The organism is Georgenia faecalis (assembly GCF_003710105.1).
In the GTDB taxonomy this organism is placed as follows: domain Bacteria; phylum Actinomycetota; class Actinomycetes; order Actinomycetales; family Actinomycetaceae; genus Georgenia_A; species Georgenia_A faecalis.
Genome location: NZ_CP033325.1, coordinates 648,661 through 666,829 on the forward strand (window position 1 = coordinate 648,661; position 18,169 = coordinate 666,829).

An 18,169-nucleotide genomic window follows, 5' to 3' on the forward strand; every position below is an offset into this window, starting at 1 on the left:
GCGCCTTGGCCCATCGTTCCCCACGAGGAGACATGACCGACAACCCCCCGGGCTGGCTGGCGCGCGCCGCCGGCGCCACGCGCCCCTCGCGGCGCTCCGCACAGGCCCCCGCCGCCGTGCGCCCCCTCACGCCCCGCGTGGCGCGGCGTGATCCCGGCCCCTCGGCCGACGACGCCGTGCCCCCGTCGGTGCGGTCCGCCGCTGCCTGGTCGTGGCGGCTCCTCGTCATCGCCGCGGCGTTGGTGGCGGCGGGCTACATCGTCATCGTCTTCAAGACGGTCGTGGTCTCCTTCCTCGTCGCCATCCTGCTCGCGGTGCTCCTCGAGCCCATCGCCACGCGGCTGCGCCGGAACCTGCGCATGCCCCGTGCGCTGGCCGCGGCGATGACGATCGCCGTCACGCTGGCCGCCGTCGGCGCCCTCCTCGCCCTGGCGGGCCGGTCAATCGTCGCCGGGTTCAGCGATCTCGCCGAGCAGGCGCAGGTGGGCTTCACGGAGCTCGCCGCCTGGCTGTCCGAGGGGCCGCTGGGCATCGACGACGCCCAGATCACCCTGTGGCTCGAGGAGCTCCAGACGCAGGTCGAGGAGAACTCCGGCGTCCTCGTCAGCGGCGTCCTGTCCGCGACCGGATCGGTCACCCAGGTCGCCGTCGGCGCCATCATCGCCCTGTTCTGCCTCTTCTTCTTCCTCCGTGAGGGGCGGCGCATCTGGCAGTGGTTCGTCCGGCTGGCGCCCGTGCGGGTGCGCGAGCCGATGAACGAGGCCGGCATCCGGGGCTGGGTCAGCCTCGGGGCGTACGCCCGCACGCAGATCCTCGTCGCGTTCGTGGACGCCGTCGGCATCGGCGCGGGCGCCGCCATCCTCGGGGTCCCGCTGGCGCTGCCGCTCGCGGTGCTCGTCTTCCTCGGGTCGTTCATCCCGATCGTCGGTGCGTTGTTCACCGGCTCGGTGGCCGTGCTCGTCGCCCTGGTCGACCAGGGCATCGGCACCGCGCTCATCATGCTGGGGATCGTCCTCCTCGTTCAGCAGCTCGAGGGCAACGTCTTCCAGCCCTGGCTCATGGGCAACGCCGTCTCGCTCCACCCCGTCGCCGTGCTCCTCGCCGTCACGGCGGGCACGGGCATCGCGGGGATCCTCGGTGCGCTCTTCGCGGTCCCCGTCGCCGCGGTGGTCAACACCGTGGTGCTCTACCTCCACGGGCACGACAAGTACCCGCGCCTCGCCACCGACTGGCACCGCCCCGGGGGCCCGCCGGGGATCATCTTCGGCGCCATCCGGGACTCCTACGACCACGTCGCCGAGAGCGCGAGCACGCCCGACGAGGCCGGCGACGACGCCCCCGACGCCCCCGAGGTGCCGGGCGAGAGCGCCGGGGAGACGTCCGGCGGCGACGGGCGCACGGGGAGGCCGGGGGACGGGGCACCTCGGTGAGCCTGCCCGACGCGGCCGCCGTCCGGGCGGCCACCGCGGTCCTCGACGGCGTCGCGTGGCGCACCCCGGTGGAGGGGAGCACCTCCCTCGCCGAGCAGGTCGGCGGACCGGTCCTGCTCAAGTGCGAGAACCTCCAGCGCACGGGGTCGTTCAAGCTGCGGGGCGCCTACGTACGCCTGTCCCGCCTCAGCGACGCCGAGAAGGCGCGCGGCGTGGTGGCCGCCAGCGCCGGTAACCACGCCCAGGGCGTCGCGCTCGCGGCCGCGCTGCTCGGCATCACCGCCGTCGTCTACATGCCCCTCGACGCGGCGCTGCCCAAGGTGGCGGCCACCCGGCAGTACGGGGCCGAGGTGCGCCAGGTGAGCGCCGACCTCAACGGCGCGCTCGCCGCCGCACGGGCGGACGCCGCGCAGAGCGGGCGCGTGTTCATCCACCCCTTCGACCACGCCGACGTCGTCGCCGGGCAGGGCACCCTCGGCCTGGAGATCCTCGAGCAGGTCCCCGACGTGCGCACCGTCATCGTCCCGGCGGGCGGCGGCGGTCTGCTCGCGGGCGTCGCCACGGCGCTCAGCGAGACCGACGTCGCGGTCGTCGGGGTCCAGGCCGCCGGTGCCGCGGCGTTCCCCGCCTCCCTCGCCGAGGGCCGGCCGGTGCCGCTCGAGCGGCTGAGCACCATGGCCGACGGGATCGCCGTCCCCGCGCCGGGGGAGGTGCCGTTCGCGCTCGTGCAGCGCTACGTCGACGACATCCGGACCGTCTCCGAGGAGCAGATCGCCCGCGCGCTGCTCCTGCTGGCCGAGCGCGCCAAGCTCGTCGTCGAGCCGTCCGGAGCCGCCGGGGTCGCGGCGCTGCTCGACGCCCCGGAGACGTTCGAGCCGCCGGTCGTCGTCGTGCTCTCCGGCGGGAACGTCGACCCGCTCGTGCTCCTGCGGGTGATCCGGCACGGGCTCGCCGCCGCCGGGCGCTACCTGCAGATGCGGGTGCGGGTCCCGGACAGCCCCGGCGCGCTGGCGACGCTGCTGGCCGCGCTCGCGGAGTCGGGCGGCAACGTGGTCAACGTCGAGCACGCCCGGACCGCCGTGGGCCTCGGGCTCGACGAGGTGGAGATCGGCGTGGAGCTGGAGACCAAGGGTCCCGAGCACTGCACACGGGTGCTCGCCGACCTGCGCACGCGGGGGTACGGCGTCGCCTCGACGGCTCTCGGCTGACGGGACCACCGACCGGGCCACCGAACGCGGACGGGCGCCCCCGGCGTGTGCCGGGAGCGCCCGAGAACCTGCGGGAGGTCAGCCCTGGAAGGGCTTGACGTCCTTGATCTCCACGCTGATGGTCGCGCCGTTGGGGGCGGTGTACGTCACCGAGTCGCCGGCCTTCTTGCCGAGGATGGACGCGCCCATGGGGGAGTTCTCGGAGAACACGTCGATGTCGAGCTCACGTGCTCCCTCGCGCGAGCCGAGGAGGAACTTCTCCTGCTCGCCGGCGACGACCGCGGTGACGACCATGCCGGGCTCGACGATGCCGTCGTCCGGCGGGGTCTGACCGACGTGCGCGTTGCGGAGCAGCTGGGTGAGCTGGACGATCCGGGCCTCCTGCTTGCCCTGCTCCTCGCGCGCGGCGTGGTAGCCGCCGTTCTCCTTGAGGTCCCCCTCGGAGCGCGCCTCTTCGATCCGCTGGGCGATCTCCGACCGACCGGGCCCCGTGAGGTGGTCGAGCTCAGCCTTCAGACGGTTGTACGCGTCCTCGGTGAGCCAAGTGGTGCTCGTCTCGGCCACGTGTCCTCCTCCACATACTGGTGAGCCCCGGCCCGTGCGCGACCGGCGGGGCCATGGGTGTGTGGCGACACTCACCCTGGCGCCCGCACCGTTGCGCACTGTGCCGGGGCGGCGTAAGTGAGACAGTCTAGCAAATCCCGGTGCCGCGCCGGAGCGGGCTCGCGCACGGGATCCCGCGAGCGGGTCGCTAGGGGGCCTCGACGACGGTGCAGCCGTCGACCCGGGCGCCCTGCGCCGGCGACGCCGTCCGCACCGTCGTGGTGACGCTGACGATCTTCTGGCCCGGGTCGGGGCCGACGCGCACGGTCGCCGCACCCACCTCGGAGAACGACTCGCCCAGCGCGATGACCGTGCAGTCCGCGACGATCTCCGGTGCCTTGACGACGGTGAAGGTCACCTCCACGGCGTCCGGACCCAGGGACCGGTAACCGGCCTCCTGGGTGCGTACCGGCTCGTTCGTCGAGACGAAGGCGAAGACGACGAACGCCACGACGGCGAGGACCCCGACGGCGGCGAGGAGCGCCCGGCGCGAGCGGCGCGGGACGCCGTAGCGCGCATCGAGCATCGCGCGGGAGGACTCGGCGTCCCCGTACGGTGCCGGGCTCATGTGTACTCGTGCCTTCCGGTGGGAGAGCATGGGGGCAGCATCATTGTCTCTCGCCGCTGGTCAGCGGCGTGCACGCACGGCAGGGAAGGACACGAGCGTGACCGAACCACTGCGGCTGATGGCCGTCCACGCGCACCCGGACGACGAGTCCAGCAAGGGCGCGGCGACCATGGCGCGATACGCCGCCGAAGGGGTGCGGGTCCGGGTGGTCTCGTGCACCGGCGGGGAACGGGGGGACGTGCTCAACCCCCGTCTCGCCCACGACCCGGCCGTGCTCGACGACATGCCCGAGTACCGCCGCCGGGAGATGGAGGCTGCGGCCCGCGCGCTCGGCGTCGAGCACACGTGGCTGGGGTTCGTGGACTCCGGGCTGCCGGAGGGTGACCCCCTCCCGCCGCTGCCCGAGGGGTGCTTCGCCCTCCAGCCCCTGGAGGTCACCGTCGGGGCCCTCGTCAAGGAGATCCGGTCGTTCCGCCCCCAGGTGATGACGACGTACAACGAGGAGGGCGGCTACCCGCACCCGGACCACATCATGTGCCACCGGGTCTCGGTCGCCGCGTTCGAGGCGGCGGGCGACCCCGACCAGTTCCCCGACGCGGGGGAGCCCTGGGTGGTCGACAAGCTCTACTACGACGTCGGCTTCTCGCCCGAGCGGTTCCGCGCCATCGGCGAGGCGATGCACGACCGCGGCCTCGTGTCCCCCTTCGACGACTGGGTCACGGCGCGGGCCGACCGCCCGGCGCGGACGGTGACGACGCGGGTGGAGTGCGCGGAGTTCTTCGAGCGTCGCGACGAGGCGCTCCGGGCGCACGCCACGCAGATCGACCCGGAGGGCTTCTTCTTCATGATCCCGCGGGACGTCGAGCGCGACGTGTGGCCGGTGGAGGAGTGGGAGCTGGCGCGGTCACGCGTGCAGACCGAGCTGCCCGAGGACGACCTGTTCGCCGGTGTGCGTAAGGTGCGCTCATGACCGCCGCCTCCGCCCTGCTCGCCTCCGCCTCGGTGTGGTGGGGGACGGCCGCGGCGCAGCTGGGCGCGGAGGAGACCCCGACCCCGGCGCCGGAGCGGCGGATGACCATCGACACGGTCACCCCCGGCATCGGCGGGTTCCTCGCGTTCTTCGCCCTGGCGCTGGCAGCGTGGCTGCTCTTCCGGTCGATGACCAAGCACGTGCGCCGCGTGGACCACAACGCCCGGATGCAGGACGCGGCGGCGCAGGACGCGGCGGGTGCCGGGGCCGGGGCGGCGGAGCCCGACGCGACCCCGGACGACCTGGGCGCGGGCGACCGCGGCAGGGGCCGGCACGGCCCCGCGGGCGGTAGCGGGCCCGCCGCACCCTGACGGCACCGTGGTCCTGACGGCGATACGCGGCGACGTCGGCCGGGCCGTGCCCTGACGGCGCTAGGCGGCGACGTCGGCCGGGCCGGGTCCGCCCGTGCCCAAGGTCCCAGGAGGGCGCCGGCGTCGGGACCTAGCGTGAAGGGACGCTCGCCCCACCTGCCGGAGGCCCTCATGCGCCGTCGCCCGCTCACCCCGTCCCCCCGCGCGGTCGTGGCTCCGCCACGCGGCCGGGCGCGTCTCGCGGCTGGGGCGGCGCTCGCCGTCGCCCTCCTCGCGGGGTGCGGCTCCGCCGGGGACGGCCCGGGCGACGCCCCCTCCGTGGGCACCCCCACCGGCAACGCCTCCGCCGACGAGGTCACAGTCCCGACGCCGAGTGCCGGTCCGTCGGCCACGGCGAGCGACGCCGCGGTGCCCGAGGGGCGCTGCGAGGCACCTGACCCGGACGAGGTGGCGAGCAACGAGGCGGACGTGACGTTCCTGCGCGGGATGATCCCCCACCACGAGCAGGCGGTCATCATGAGCGAGACGCTCCTCGCCGCCCCGGGCGTGCCGGCCGACGTCGCCACCGCCGCCGAGGCGATCATCGCCGCCCAGGGCCCCGAGATCGACGAGATGACCACCCTGCTCCAGGGGTGCGGGGGCGAGGTGGCCGTGGGGGTCCATGACCACGAGGCGCACGGCCACGGCGGCGACCACGAGATCCACGGGATGCTCACGGCCGCCGAGCTCGACGCGCTCGCCGAGGCCGAGGGCACTGACGCGGCGCGGCTCTACCTCGAGCACATGATCGCCCACCACGAGGGCGCCGTCGCGATGGCCCGCGAGCACGGCGAGACGGGCGCCCAGCCCGAGGTCCTCGCGCTCTCCGAGCGGATCGTCGCCGACCAGGAGGCGGAGATCGACGAGCTGGCGGCGCTGCTCTCCGGCCTGTGAGCGGGCGGTGCCCGCCGGACCGGTGAGACGGTGGTGCCGCCCGGGCGTCAGCCCGCCAGCGAGTACGCCGCGATCGAGACGGCGATGTAGTGGCACACGTAACCGATGACGGTGCCGACGTGGAAGATCTCGTGGAAGCCGAACCAGCGCGGGCTCGGGTTGGGCCACTTCGTCGCGTAGACGACGGCGCCCAACGTGTAGGCGAGGCCACCGGCGGCGATGAGCCAGACGATGACCGGCGAGCCCAACGTCCAGAAGTCGGGCAGGAACGCCACGGCGACCCACCCCAGCGCGAGGTAGATGGGGACGTAGAGCCAGCGCGGGGCGCCGAGCCAGAAGACGCGCGCGAGGATGCCGGCGACCGCGCCGGCCCAGACGACGCCGAGCAGGACCCGGGCCGTGCCCGGGGGCAGCAGCAGCGTCGCGAGCGGCGTGTACGTCCCGGCGATGAGCAGGAAGATGTTCGAGTGGTCGAGCCGTCGCAGGAACGACATCGCCCGCGGTGACCACGTCCCGCGGTGGTAGACGGCGCTGCAGCCGAAGAGCAGCACGGCGGTGACGCCGAAGACGGCGGTGCTCACCTTCGCCGTCGTCGTGGGGGACAGGGCGACAAGGACGATGCTCGCGACGAGGCTCACGGGCGTCATCACCGCGTGCAGGGTGCCGCGCAGGCGAGGCTTGACCGCCTGGGCGATCTCGTCGGCCCGCTCGGTGATCGCCCGGACGGTGTGGGCGAGCCCGTGGTCCGCCGTCGCACGGTCGTGCACCCCGTCGCGCCCCGCCTCGGTGGGCCCCTGCCCCATGTCGGTCCTCCCTCGACCCTCGTCCCTGCGCCCCGCCGATCGCGAGGGGCGCGCTCCCGCCGTCGGAGGTTACTCCACCGTAACCTCGTCGTCGGACGGGTACCGTGTCCCCGACGTCTGCTGGACGACGAGGGCGGAGGAGCATGCGGTCACCCCGGCTGCTCTACGGGCTGTACGAACGACGCCTCACGGCACAGCTCGATCCGGCGCGCGTGCCCCGGCACGTCGGCGTCATCCTCGACGGCAACCGGCGCTGGGCCCGGGCGCTGGGCAACCCCGCCTCCCACGGCCACCGCCGGGGCGCGGACAAGATCTCGGAGATGCTCGGCTGGGCCGAGGACGCCGGGGTCCAGATCGTCACGCTGTGGATGCTGTCCACGGACAACCTCCAGCGCGACCCGGACGAGGTCGCCGAGCTCCTCGAGATCATCGCGTCGACCGTCGACTCCCTCGCCGAGACCGGACGCTGGCGCGTGCGCGTGGTGGGCGCGCTCTCCCTCCTGCCTCCCGACGTCGCCGCCCGCCTGGAGAAGGCGGTCGAGCGGACCGCCGACGTCGAGGGCCTGCACGTCAACGTCGCCGTCGGGTACGGCGGGCGCTACGAGATCACCGACGCCGTGCGCTCGCTGCTGCTCCAGTACGCCAAGGACGGTGCCTCGATCGAGGACGTCGCCCGGGTGCTCGACGTCGAGCACATCGCCGAGCACCTCTACACCAAGGGCCAGCCCGACCCCGACCTGGTCATCCGCACCTCGGGCGAGCAGCGGCTCGGCGGGTTCCTCCTGTGGCAGAGCGTCCACAGCGAGTACTACTTCTGCGAGACGTACTGGCCGGACTTCCGGCGCGTCGACTTCCTGCGCGCGCTGCGTGACTACGCCTCGCGGGAGCGTCGCCTCGGGCGCTGACGGCCGCGCACGGGGAGTGTCGCGGACTCGGGTGTGTCGCGCGGTCCGGGCCGCCGTCGCCGTCGTACCGTCGGTGTGACGGACAGCACACCCGTCGTCCTCCGGGAGGCCACCCATGGAGCACCTGCTCCGCGCGGGAGGGGCCGACCGGCCCCGCCGGGGCCGGCCGCCTGCCCCCACCCGAATGCCGCGCCCGCCGCGCGCGAGGCGCTGCTGATCGGCGCAGCCGCGCCGGAGGGAGCCCGCGAACGCATGACCACCACCCTGGACAGGACCGACAGCCCGGAGATCGCGAGCGCCGAGCGCCCCGACGGCGCCACGCCGGTGCCCCAGCGCCTCACCTACGTCATCGACACCTCGGTCCTGCTCTCCGACCCCCACGCGTTCCTCCGCTTCGCCGAGCACGACGTCGTGCTCCCCGTCGTCGTCATCACCGAGCTCGAGGGCAAGCGCCACCACCCCGAGCTCGGCTACTTCGCGCGCACCGCGCTGCGCCTGCTCGACGAGCTCCGGGTCGAGCACGGCCGGCTGGACACGCCCGTGCCCGTGGGCCGGGACGGCGGCTCGGTGCGGGTCGAGCTCAACCACACCGACGCCGCCGTCCTGCCCTCCGGGCTGCGCCTGGGGGACAACGACACCCGGATCCTCTCCGTGGCCGCCCACCTCTCCGCCGAGGGGCACCAGGTCACCGTCGTCTCCACCGACCTGCCCATGCGGGTCAAGGCCTCCGCCGTCGGCCTCCATGCCGAGGAGTACCGCGCCCACCACGCCGTCGACTCGGGCTGGACGGGGATGACGACGGCGGACCTCACCGAGGAGGAGATGGCCCGCCTGTGGACCGACGGCCGCCTGGACGCGACCGCGCTCGGCCTGGCGCCGTCGCTGCAGGCGGAGCCGTGCCACACCGGCGTCATCCTCCACTCCTCGCGGGGCTCGGCGCTGGGCCGCCTCGCGCCCGGCGGCCAGCTCACGCTGGTCCGGCCCGACCGCGACGTCTTCGGCGTCCACGGGCGCAGCGCGGAGCAGCGGATCGCCATCGACCTCCTCCTCGACCCGCGGATCGGCATCGTCTCCCTCGGTGGGCGCGCCGGGACCGGGAAGTCGGCGCTCGCCCTGTGCGCCGGGCTGGAGGCGGTCCTCGAGCGCCGGGAGCACCGCAAGGTCGTCGTCTTCCGGCCGCTCTTCGCCGTCGGTGGCCAGGAGCTGGGCTACCTGCCCGGCTCCGAGGCGGAGAAGATGAACCCCTGGGCCCAGGCGGTCTTCGACACGCTCGGGGCGCTCGTCGCCCCGGAGGTGGTCGAGGAGGTGATGGCGCGCGGGATGCTCGAGGTGCTGCCCCTCACCCACGTGCGGGGGCGCTCGCTCCACGACGCGTTCGTCATCGTGGACGAGGCACAGTCCCTCGAGCGCAACGTCCTGCTCACCGTCCTGTCCCGCATCGGCCAGAACTCCAAGGTCGTCCTCACGCACGACGTCGCCCAGCGGGACAACCTCCGGGTGGGGCGGCACGACGGCGTGGCGGCCGTCGTGGAGACGCTCAAGGGTCACGACCTGTTCGCGCACGTGACGCTGACCCGCTCCGAGCGGTCGGCCATCGCCGCGCTCGTCACCGACCTGCTCGAGGGCGGCGTTCCGGCCCACTGACGCCGGGGGGCGCCGACGCCGGGAGGCACGGGCGCCGCGACCGGCGGCCCGGGTGTCCGGGCCGCGGGTCGCAGCGTGCCGTTCGCGGGCGTCGGGGCGTCGGTGCGGGGCGTCGGTCCGCCCGCCCGCCGGCCCGGGCCTGGCGCCCGTCAGCGCCCGGCGAGCTCGATGCGGTGCGGCGGGTTCGCGCCGGCGCGCGAGACGGTGATGGCGGCGACCTGCGCGGCGCGGGTGAGCACGTCGCCCAGCGTGACGCGGTCGATCCCGCGCAGGGCCTCGCGCTGCGCCGCGCCGGTGAGCCCGGCCCGCCACAGCCCGTCGATGATCCCCGCCATGAAGGAGTCACCCGCGCCCACGGTGTCGACGACGTCGACCCGCGGCGCCACGACGTCGACCTCGACGCCGCCCGCCGTCACCGCCAGGGCCCCGGCGCCGCCGAGGGTGACGACGACGATGCCGGCGCCGAGCCCGATCCAGTCGCCGGCGACCTCGCGCACGTCGACGCCGGGCGCGAGCCAGGCGAGGTCCTCGTCGGAGACCTTGACGACGTCGGCCTGGGCGATGAGCCGCTCCATGACCGGCCGGGCCTGCTCGGCACTGCCCATGAGGTCCGGCCGGGCGTTCGGGTCGTAGGTGATGGTGGCGAGCGGGCGGAACCGCTCCACCGCCTCGGCGATCTTCTCGGCGCCGGGCGGGAGGACCGCGGCGATCGATCCCGTGTGCACGACCGTCGGGGCCAGGGCGGGGGAGAGCGCGGGCAGGTCCGAGCGGAGGTCGAACGTGTAGTCCGCCGCGCCGTCCGCGCCGATCCGGGCGGCCGCGGTCGACGTGCGCCCGCCGAGCTCCGAGCCGGGGACGAGCACGACGCCGTCGGTCTCCAGGTGCTGGCGGATCCGGTCCCCGCGCTCGTCGATGCCGAACCAGGTGGCGAGCTCGACGGCGTGCCCCAGGCGCGCGATGCCGAGGGCCACGTTGGCCGGGCTGCCGCCGACGTGCTCGACCGGGTCCTCGCCCGCGCGCTCGACGACGTCGATGAGCGCCTCGCCGAGGACGAGGGCGCTGCCGGCGGCCTCCGGACCGCGGGGCGACGCCTCGCTCGCGGGCCCGTAGGCGGGGGTGGTCGACGCGAGCTCGGGCTCGGGCAGGAGGGCGAGCTCGGGGTGGGCCGCGGGCGACGGCTCGGTGCGGCGGTCCGTGGTGCCGGACTGCGGGCCGGAGGGCTCGCCGGGCGCCTCGCGGCGGCCGGACTCGGTGCCGGGAGCGTCCTCGGGGGGCAGGGTGGTCACGCGGTCTCCTCCTCGGTGAGGTCTGCGGGGGTCGGGCCGGGGCGGTCCCCGGGCGCACGCGGGGAGGCGCCCGCCTGCCCGCGGGCGTCCTCGAGGCGGCGGCGGGCGCCGTCGAGCCACGCCTGGCAGCGGGCGGCGAGGGCCTCGCCCCGCTCCCACAGCGCGAGCGCGTCCTCGAGCGAGGTGGCGCCGGCCTCGAGGCGGCGGACCACCTCGACGAGCTCCTCACGGGCCTGTTCGTAGGTGAGCGCGTCGATGTCGCTGGGCTGGGTCACGGCGCCAGTGTGGCAGAGCGCGCCGACAGCCGCCGGGCCGCTCAGGGGGAGGGCCGGACCTCCACCCGCAGCCGCCCCTCGGCGAGGAGGGCCTCGAGCTGGTCGCCCGCGGCGACGTCGTCGGGCGAGCGCACCGCGGTGCCCGCGGGGGTGCGCAGGACCGCGTAGCCGCGGGCGAGCGTGGCGGCGGGGGAGAGGGCTCGCAGCCGCCCGTGGAGGGTGGCGAGCTCGGCCGCCGACCGCTCGACCCGGAGCGCGAAGGCCTGCGACCCGGCCCGGTGCAGCCGGTCGACGTCCTCGGCCCGACGGACGACCATCGTCGTCGGGTCGGCGAGGACGGGGCGGCTGCGGATCCCGTCGAGGGCGTGCTGCTCCGCGCGCAGCCGGTGCTCGATGGCCGCCCCCATGCGCTGGCGGGCGTGCAGGACGATCCGCTGCTCCTCGGACATGTCCGGGACGATCCGCCGGGCGGCGTCGGTGGGGGTGGACGCGCGGTAGTCGGCGACGAGGTCGAGCAGCGGGGCGTCGGTCTCGTGGCCGATGGCCGACACGAGCGGGGTGCGGCACGCGGCGGCGGTGCGCACGAGCTGCTCGTTGGAGAACGGCAGGAGGTCCTCGACGGAGCCTCCACCCCGGGCGACGACGATGACGTCGACGCGGGAGTCGGCGTCGAGCTCGGCGATGGCGGCGGACACCTGGCTCACCGCACCGGTGCCCTGGACGGCCACCTCGCGGATCTCGAAGTGCACGCCCGGCCAGCGCTCGCGGGCGTTGACGACGACGTCGTGCTCGGCCTTGGACTCGCGCCCGCAGACCAGGCCGACGACGGCGGGCAGGAACGGCAGCGCGACCTTGCGCCCGACGTCGAAGAGGCCCTCGGCGGCGAGGACCCGCTTGAGCTGCTCGACGCGGGCGAGGAGGTCCCCGATCCCCACGGTGCGCAGGGCGTCCGCCTGGAGCTGGAGGGTGCCGCGCTTGGTCCAGTACGTGGGCTTGGCGTGGACGACGACGTGGGAGCCCTCGCGCAGGGGCGTGGCCGCACCGGCGAGCAGGCGGGGGTGGACGCTCACGGGCAGCGACATGTCGACGTCGTTGTCCCGCAGGGTGAGGAAGGCCATCCCGGCGCCCGGGCGGCGGTTGAGCTGGACGATCTGGCCCTCGACCCACACCGGGGGCATCCGGGCGACGTACTCACCGATCTTCTGGGTGAGCAGCCGCACGGGCCAGGGCTGCTCCGCCGTCGTCTCCAGGGCTCGGGCGGGGAGCTCGCGGGGCTTGTCGCTCACCGGCCACCTCCGTCGTCCTCGGCACCGGCGCCGGCGCCGGCGGGGGCGTGGGCGTGGGCGCCGCCGCCGGCACCGGCGGGGGCGTGGGCGTGGGCGCCGCCGGGGTGGGCGGGCGCGCCGGGCCGGCCGAGCGCGCGGCCCATGATGAGCGTGTCGGGCAGCTCGGCGAGGACCGACAGGCCGACCCGGCCGTAGAACGCGACGGCCCCGCGGTTCGCCCGCGAGACCCCCAGGTGCACGCCGGGGACGCCGCGCGCCTCCAGCGCGTCGGTGAGGGCGGCGATGAGCGCCCGGCCGCCGCCGGCCCCGCGGGCCTCGGGCAGGAGGTCGATGTGCAGGTGGGCGGGGTGCGCGGCGAACCACGGCGCGTCGGTCCTCCGGCCGCCCTCGATCATCGCGACGAGCTCGGCGTCCGGGCTGCCGGGACGCGGCGGGGCGGCGCGGTAGTGCTCGCGCAGCGGCGGCCACCAACGCTCCTCGCAGGCGGCCTCGAACGCGGCCGTGTCCGCCGTCGCCACGACGTAGCCCAGGGGCTCGGCGGGGGCGCCGGGCTCGGCCGAGCGCAGGACGAACGCCAGGTCGGGCTCGAGCTCGAGGTAGGGACCCAGCCACAGGTGCCCGAGGAGGTCCGGGTCGTCGTGGTCGGCGCTGGCGTCGTCGCCGCCGGCGCCGGTCCGCAGGCAGATGGAGTACAGCGCTGCCCGGTCCTCGGGGCGGTACCGGTCGAGGGTGAGGTGAGGTTGCATCGGCCACAGCCTCGCACGTGGGGGCGACGCCCCACGCGCGGGTGCGTAACCTGGGGGTGTGACTACTGTGCCCGCGAACGCGTCCGCGGCCGTCGCGCCCGCGCCCGGCCCGTCCCTCGCCGGCTCCTCGGCCTTCCCCGACGCCGTCCCGGCGCGCACCCCCGGGGCTCTCGCGCAGCCGGGCCGCCGGATCCTCCTGGCGGCGCCGCGCGGGTACTGCGCCGGGGTGGACCGGGCGGTCGACGCCGTCGAGAAGGCGCTCGCCCACTACGGCGCGCCGATCTACGTGCGCAAGGAGATCGTCCACAACAAGTTCGTCGTCGAGACGCTCACCGAGCGCGGGGCGATCTTCGTCGACGAGACCGACGAGGTGCCGGTCGGCGCCCGCGTCGTCTTCTCCGCCCACGGCGTCTCCCCGGCCGTCCACGCCCAGGCCGCGGCCCGTGACCTGTCCACCATCGACGCGACGTGCCCGCTGGTGACCAAGGTCCACAAGGAGGCCGTGCGGTTCGCCGGCGAGGACTTCGACATCCTCCTCATCGGCCACGACGGTCACGAGGAGGTTGAGGGCACCCAGGGCGAGGCGCCCGAGCACATCCAGGTGGTCAACTCCCCGGACGAGGTCGACCGGGTCGTCGTCCGCGACCCCGAGAAGGTCATCTGGCTGTCCCAGACCACCCTGTCCGTCGACGAGACCATGGAGACGGTGCGGCGCCTGCGCGAGCGGTTCCCCGCCCTGCAGGACCCGCCGAGCGACGACATCTGCTACGCCACCCAGAACCGCCAGGTGGCCGTCAAGCGGCTGGCGCCGGGGACGGACGTCGTCATCGTCGTCGGGTCGGCGAACTCCTCGAACTCGGTGCGCCTCGTCGAGGTGGCGCTCGAGTCGGGCGCCGGCGCGGCCTACCGCGTGGACACCGCGGCGGAGATCGACCCGGCGTGGGTGGACGGCGCGATGACCGTCGGCGTCACCTCGGGCGCCTCGGTCCCGGAGATCCTCGTCCGCGACGTCATCACCCGGCTCGGTGAGCTGGGGATCGGCGAGGTCGAGGAGGTCCGTACGGCGACCGAGGACATCATGTTCTCGCTGCCGAAGAACCTGCGCGCCGACCTCAAGCGCGCGGGCGCCCAGCCCGACCGCCCGCACCGCGGCCGCCGCACGGCGCTCACGGTCGAGCCGGTCTGACCTGCAGGCAGCCCGCCCACCGCGGCAGGGTTACGGCCGCAGGGCTACGTAAGCAGGCTCACGGCAGCTCCGCGAAGAGCCGGGGGATCGCCCGCTCGACGGCGGGCCGGAACTGCGTGAAGGCGGTCGCCTCCACCACGGGTCGGGTCTTGGTGCCGCCGCGCCGCCACGTCCCCACCACCTGGCCGCCGGCGACGACGGTCGGCCGGAAGACGCCGTTGCCGCCGGGGACGAGCCGGTCGGCGAACTCGGGCGGCAGGGCGGCCGACCGGTCCTGGTAGCCGAGGAGGAACTCGTCGAAGCCGGGCAGCAGGTGCACGCCCTGGGCCTGCCGGCGGTGGGCGGCGAGCCGTTCCGGGGTCTCGGGATCGAGGAACATCTCCACGCCGTCGACCTCGACGCGCTCGAGCCGGTCCCGCGCGACGCCGACCCCGGCGCGCACGTCCGCCGCGACCAGCTTGGTCCAGCCCGCGAGGTCCCGGACGCTCGCCGGCCCGTGGCTGCGGAAGTAGCGCAGCGCGAGCTCCCCGAGCGCCTCCTCGCGCTCGAGCCGCCGGGGCGCCAGCACCCACTCGTCGAGGAGCACGAGCCGCTGCTCGTTCCCGGTGACCGGCCCGAAGCACAGCAGGCCGGTCTGCGCGAGGTACCAGATGAGGTGGTAGCCCCGCTGGCCGGGCGTCATGACCCCGTTCTCCTCCCACACCGCCTGCAGCTCCCGGCGGGTGAGGGCGCCGCCGCCGGTGAGCGCGCCGAGCGCGACGTCGCGGGCCCGCGCGAGGTCGGCGTCGTCGATGCCCAGCTGCCTGCGCCGCGTGGCCGCTCCGGCGATGAGGCGGTCGGTGGTGAGCGCGAGCATCCACGCCAGGTCCTCGCCGCGGAGGAGGTGGAGCGTGCCGCGCATGGGCCAGGAGCGGACGACCTCCCCGGCGTCGAGCGCGGCGACGACATCCTCCCGGGTCCCGCCGGCGGTGCGCAGGGCGAGCGAGGTGAGCGCGCCGGGGAGGTCCTGCGCCTGGGTGGCCAGCGCCCCGCCGGCGGCGTCCGCGGCGGTCGGCGCCCCCGGTCCGACGAGGCGCTGGGCGGCGAGGCGCAGGAGGGCGACCTCCTGCGGGGTGGTCATGCGGCGCCGCCGTCGCGGGTGAGCTCGGGCGCGGTGAGGCGACGGATCTGGGCGCGGTCGCCGTCGACCTCGGCCACCTGCAGCCCGGTGGTGTCCAGCCCGTCGAAGGTGCGCGCCGTGACGAGCAGGCGGGACTCCAGCGAGCCGACCATCTTGTTGTAGCTCTGGACGGTGGTCTCCAGGCTGCGCCCGACGGCGGTGACGTGGCCGGCGACGGTGGCGAGCCGTTCGTAGAGCGTGCGGCCGAGCTCGAGGAGCCGCTGAGCGTCCTCGGTGACCTCCGACGACGCCCAGAGGGTCGCCGTCGTCCGCAGGAGCGCGAGGAGCGAGGCGGGCGCCGTCGGGGCGACGCCGGCGCGCAGCGCGTGCTCGAGGAGGGCGGGGTCCGCCTCGAGGGCGGCGGCGAGCAGACCCTCGGACGGCACGAACATCACGACGAGCTCGGGGCTGGCGGGCAGCTGGTCGTGGTAGCGGCGCTTCGCCAGCGCGTCGACGTGCGCGCGCAAGGCCTTGGCGTGCGCGGCGAGCAGGCCCTCCCGGCGGTGGGCCGCCTCCCCGACCGCCGTCTCGGGGATGGCGCTCGCCTCGAGGTAGGCGTCGAGGGGCACCTTGGCGTCGATCGCCAGGTACTTCCCGCCGGGGAGGTGGACGACGACGTCGGGGCGCCCGGTCCCCGCCCGGCGGCCGGCGCCGGCGAACGCCGTCTGCTCGGTGAAGTCGACGTGCCGCAGCATGCCCGCGGCCTCGAGGACGCGGCGCAGCTGCACCTCGCCCCACTGCCCGCGGGCGGACGTGGACCGTAGCGCCCCGGCGAGCGCCGCCGTCGTCCGCCGCAGCTCCTCGTCCCCCCGGCGGGCCGCGTGGAGCTGCTCGGTGAGCACGGTGAACTGCTCGACCCGCTCCCGCTCGAGCTCGGCGACGTGCTCGCCCACCTGCGACAGGGTGCTCTGCACCGGGGCCAGGGCGCGCAGGACGTCGTGGTCGCGCGCGGCCCGGGACTTGAGGTCGGCGTTCTCGGCGGCGAGCTGCTCGGCGCGGGCGTGCGCGGCGGCGGCGCGCTCGCGGGCGGCGCCGGCGTCCGCCGCCGCCCGGGCGCGGGTGAGGGCGGCGCCCAGGACCAGGCCGCCCACGAGGGCCGCGATGAGCAGCGCGAGAACCGTCGTCGTCTCCATGCGCTCAGCGTGTCAGCCGGCACCGACATCGGGCGTCCGCCGGGCGGGGCGGTCCGGCGCCGACAGGGCGGTCAGCTCCCGTCGTGGGCCTGCCCCGGCATGCTCGTCACGGTGGTGAGGAGGAAGACCGAGTCCTCGAGGGCGGCGACGGCGTGGCGCTCGTGGGTGAGCAGGTGGATCTCGCCGGCGGCGACCTCGCCGTCCCCGGCGCCGGTGACGCGCACACGGCCGACGAGCACCTGCAGCGTCGCGGCGTGCGGGGAGTTGTGCTCGGCGAGCTCGCTGCCCGAGCGCAGTGCGATGACCGACTGGCGCAGGACGTCGTCGCGGATGATGAGCTCGGCGCTGCGCCCGTGCTCGTCGGTGAGGGCGGCGGCGAGGTGGGTCTCGGCGAGGCGGGTGAGGTCGGGCACAGTTCCTCCTGGTGGGGGTCGAGGGGCATCCCCAGTCTGGCGGTACCGCGCGCCCCGCGCCCGCCGCCTCCGCCGCCACGGGGTCCCGGCGCCGCCCTCGCACGGCGCGTGGGCGGACGTCGTCCGCTCGCGCCGTAGACTCGGGTCGCGTGGCCCTCACCATCGGAATCGCCGGACTGCCCAACGTCGGTAAGTCCACCCTCTTCAACGCCCTGACCCGCGCGACGGTGCTCGCCGCGAACTACCCGTTCGCGACCATCGAGCCCAACGTCGGCGTCGTCCCGCTGCCCGACCCGCGCCTGGCCACGCTCGCGGAGATCTTCGCCTCCGAGCGGATCGTCCCGGCGACGGTGTCCTTCGTCGACATCGCCGGCATCGTGCGCGGCGCCTCCGAGGGGGAGGGCCTGGGCAACCAGTTCCTCGCCAACATCCGCGAGGCCGACGCGATCTGCCAGGTGACGCGCGCATTCGCCGACCCCGACGTCGTCCACGTCGAGGGCCGCGTCGACCCCGCCGACGACATCGCCACCATCAACACCGAGCTCGTCCTCGCCGACCTGCAGACGCTGGAGAAGGCCCTCCCGCGCCTGGAGAAGGAGGTCCGCGGCAAGAAGACCGACGCCGCCGTCCTCGAGACCGCGAAGGGCGCCCTGGCGCTGCTCGAGGCCGGGACGCCGCTGTCCCAGGGCGCCGAGAAGGCGGGGCTCGACCCCGAGCACCTCGCCACCTTCCAGCTCATGACGGCCAAGCCGTTCATCTACGTCTTCAACACCGACGACGCCGGGCTCGCCGACGAGGCGATGCAGGCGGAGCTCCGGGCGCTCGTCGCGCCGGCCGAGGCGATCTTCCTCGACGCGAAGTTCGAGTCCGAGCTCGTCGAGCTGGAGCCCGACGAGGCCGCCGAGATGCTCGCCGACAGCGGGCAGGAGGAGGCCGGCCTGGACAAGCTCGCCCGGGTGGGCTTCGAGACCCTGGGCCTGCAGACCTACCTCACCGCCGGGCCCAAGGAGACGCGCGCCTGGACGATCCACCGGGGCTGGACCGCTCCCCAGGCCGCCGGCGTCATCCACACCGACTTCCAGCGCGGCTTCATCAAGGCCGAGGTCGTCTCCTTCGACGACCTCGTCGCGGCGGGGTCGATGGCGGAGGCCAAGGCCCGCGGCAAGGTCCGCATCGAGGGCAAGGACTACGTCATGGCCGACGGCGACGTCGTGGAGTTCCGCTTCAACGTCTAGCCCCCGACGTCACAC

The 18,169-nt window shown here is 75.2% G+C and carries 19 protein-coding genes; 9 read left to right on the forward strand and 10 right to left on the reverse strand.

Annotated elements, in window-relative coordinates:
* Positions 1-32 precede the first annotated feature (32 nt).
* Both EBO36_RS02720 and ilvA read left to right on the forward strand, forming a co-directional pair.
* Entirely contained in the window at positions 33-1,430 is a 1,398-nt protein-coding gene (locus tag EBO36_RS02720; RefSeq protein WP_187695833.1) for an AI-2E family transporter, read from the forward strand.
* Positions 1,427-2,638 carry a threonine ammonia-lyase gene (ilvA, locus tag EBO36_RS02725; RefSeq protein WP_122823262.1) on the forward strand — a complete coding sequence of 404 codons (1,212 nt, stop codon included), beginning with the start codon at positions 1,427-1,429 and terminating at the stop codon, positions 2,636-2,638. The genes EBO36_RS02720 and ilvA overlap by 4 nt, the downstream gene beginning before the upstream one ends.
* 78 nt (positions 2,639-2,716) lie before the next feature.
* Here the strand turns inward: ilvA and greA are convergent, their stop codons facing one another.
* Positions 2,717-3,202 carry a transcription elongation factor GreA gene (gene greA, locus EBO36_RS02730; RefSeq protein ID WP_122823263.1) on the reverse strand — a complete coding sequence of 162 codons (486 nt, stop codon included), beginning with the start codon at positions 3,200-3,202 and terminating at the stop codon, positions 2,717-2,719.
* A gap of 187 nt (positions 3,203-3,389) precedes the next feature.
* Positions 3,390-3,809: a DUF4307 domain-containing protein gene (locus EBO36_RS02735; RefSeq protein ID WP_164471309.1), complete on the reverse strand. Its 420-nt coding sequence runs from the start codon at positions 3,807-3,809 to the stop codon at positions 3,390-3,392.
* Positions 3,810-3,906: 97 nt separating this feature from the next.
* On the opposite strand from EBO36_RS02735, the gene mca reads away from it, so the two are divergent.
* The 3 genes from mca to EBO36_RS02750 all read left to right on the forward strand — a co-directional run bounded on the left by mca (position 3,907) and on the right by EBO36_RS02750 (position 6,083).
* Positions 3,907-4,779, forward strand: a complete 873-nt coding sequence (mca, locus tag EBO36_RS02740) for a mycothiol conjugate amidase Mca (protein ID WP_122823265.1) — start codon at positions 3,907-3,909, stop codon at positions 4,777-4,779.
* Positions 4,776-5,150, forward strand: coding sequence for a hypothetical protein (locus tag EBO36_RS02745; protein ID WP_122823266.1), 375 nt, complete (start codon positions 4,776-4,778; stop codon positions 5,148-5,150). The genes mca and EBO36_RS02745 overlap by 4 nt, the downstream gene beginning before the upstream one ends.
* Before the next feature lie 135 nt (positions 5,151-5,285).
* Entirely contained in the window at positions 5,286-6,083 is a 798-nt protein-coding gene (locus EBO36_RS02750) for a DUF305 domain-containing protein (RefSeq protein ID WP_244925344.1), read from the forward strand.
* Positions 6,084-6,130: 47 nt separating this feature from the next.
* Here EBO36_RS02750 and trhA read toward each other — a convergent pair whose 3' ends face one another.
* Positions 6,131-6,886 (reverse strand): PAQR family membrane homeostasis protein TrhA, encoded by a 756-nt coding sequence (gene trhA, locus EBO36_RS02755; protein WP_122823267.1) that lies wholly within the window; start codon positions 6,884-6,886, stop codon positions 6,131-6,133.
* A 143-nt stretch (positions 6,887-7,029) separates the two neighbouring features.
* Between trhA and EBO36_RS02760 the strand changes: the two genes are divergently transcribed.
* Positions 7,030-7,791, forward strand: coding sequence for an isoprenyl transferase (locus tag EBO36_RS02760; RefSeq protein WP_122823268.1), 762 nt, complete (start codon positions 7,030-7,032; stop codon positions 7,789-7,791).
* Positions 7,792-8,043: 252 nt separating this feature from the next.
* Complete coding sequence (gene phoH2, locus EBO36_RS02765; RefSeq protein WP_122823269.1) at positions 8,044-9,435, forward strand: RNA 5'-3' helicase PhoH2; 1,392 nt, start codon at positions 8,044-8,046, stop codon at positions 9,433-9,435.
* A gap of 149 nt (positions 9,436-9,584) precedes the next feature.
* Here the strand turns inward: phoH2 and EBO36_RS02770 are convergent, their stop codons facing one another.
* Genes EBO36_RS02770 through EBO36_RS02785 form a run of 4 tightly spaced genes read right to left on the reverse strand, consistent with a single transcriptional unit; the run spans position 9,585 to position 13,028 of the window.
* The gene (locus EBO36_RS02770; protein ID WP_280525425.1) at positions 9,585-10,721 is read right to left on the reverse strand and encodes a carbohydrate kinase family protein; all 1,137 of its coding nucleotides are present in this window, start codon (positions 10,719-10,721) and stop codon (positions 9,585-9,587) included.
* Positions 10,718-10,996: an exodeoxyribonuclease VII small subunit gene (locus EBO36_RS02775; protein ID WP_122823270.1), complete on the reverse strand. Its 279-nt coding sequence runs from the start codon at positions 10,994-10,996 to the stop codon at positions 10,718-10,720. The genes EBO36_RS02770 and EBO36_RS02775 overlap by 4 nt, the downstream gene beginning before the upstream one ends.
* 41 nt (positions 10,997-11,037) lie before the next feature.
* Positions 11,038-12,282, reverse strand: coding sequence for an exodeoxyribonuclease VII large subunit (gene xseA, locus EBO36_RS02780; RefSeq protein WP_122823271.1), 1,245 nt, complete (start codon positions 12,280-12,282; stop codon positions 11,038-11,040).
* The gene (locus EBO36_RS02785; protein ID WP_122823272.1) at positions 12,279-13,028 is read right to left on the reverse strand and encodes a GNAT family N-acetyltransferase; all 750 of its coding nucleotides are present in this window, start codon (positions 13,026-13,028) and stop codon (positions 12,279-12,281) included. Before EBO36_RS02785 ends, xseA begins: the two co-directional genes overlap by 4 nt.
* Before the next feature lie 67 nt (positions 13,029-13,095).
* On the opposite strand from EBO36_RS02785, the gene EBO36_RS02790 reads away from it, so the two are divergent.
* Positions 13,096-14,214, forward strand: coding sequence for a 4-hydroxy-3-methylbut-2-enyl diphosphate reductase (locus tag EBO36_RS02790; RefSeq protein WP_127573577.1), 1,119 nt, complete (start codon positions 13,096-13,098; stop codon positions 14,212-14,214).
* A gap of 58 nt (positions 14,215-14,272) precedes the next feature.
* On the opposite strand, the gene EBO36_RS02795 is transcribed toward EBO36_RS02790, so the two are convergent.
* The 3 genes from EBO36_RS02795 to EBO36_RS02805 all read right to left on the reverse strand — a co-directional run bounded on the left by EBO36_RS02795 (position 14,273) and on the right by EBO36_RS02805 (position 16,919).
* Entirely contained in the window at positions 14,273-15,334 is a 1,062-nt protein-coding gene (locus EBO36_RS02795; RefSeq protein WP_122823273.1) for a winged helix DNA-binding domain-containing protein, read from the reverse strand.
* Positions 15,331-16,506 carry a DNA recombination protein RmuC gene (locus EBO36_RS02800; protein ID WP_122823274.1) on the reverse strand — a complete coding sequence of 392 codons (1,176 nt, stop codon included), beginning with the start codon at positions 16,504-16,506 and terminating at the stop codon, positions 15,331-15,333. Before EBO36_RS02800 ends, EBO36_RS02795 begins: the two co-directional genes overlap by 4 nt.
* 71 nt (positions 16,507-16,577) lie before the next feature.
* The gene (locus EBO36_RS02805; RefSeq protein WP_122823275.1) at positions 16,578-16,919 is read right to left on the reverse strand and encodes a cupin domain-containing protein; all 342 of its coding nucleotides are present in this window, start codon (positions 16,917-16,919) and stop codon (positions 16,578-16,580) included.
* Positions 16,920-17,068: 149 nt separating this feature from the next.
* Between EBO36_RS02805 and ychF the strand changes: the two genes are divergently transcribed.
* Entirely contained in the window at positions 17,069-18,154 is a 1,086-nt protein-coding gene (gene ychF / locus EBO36_RS02810; RefSeq protein WP_122823276.1) for a redox-regulated ATPase YchF, read from the forward strand.
* The last annotated feature ends 15 nt before the right edge of the window (positions 18,155-18,169 follow it).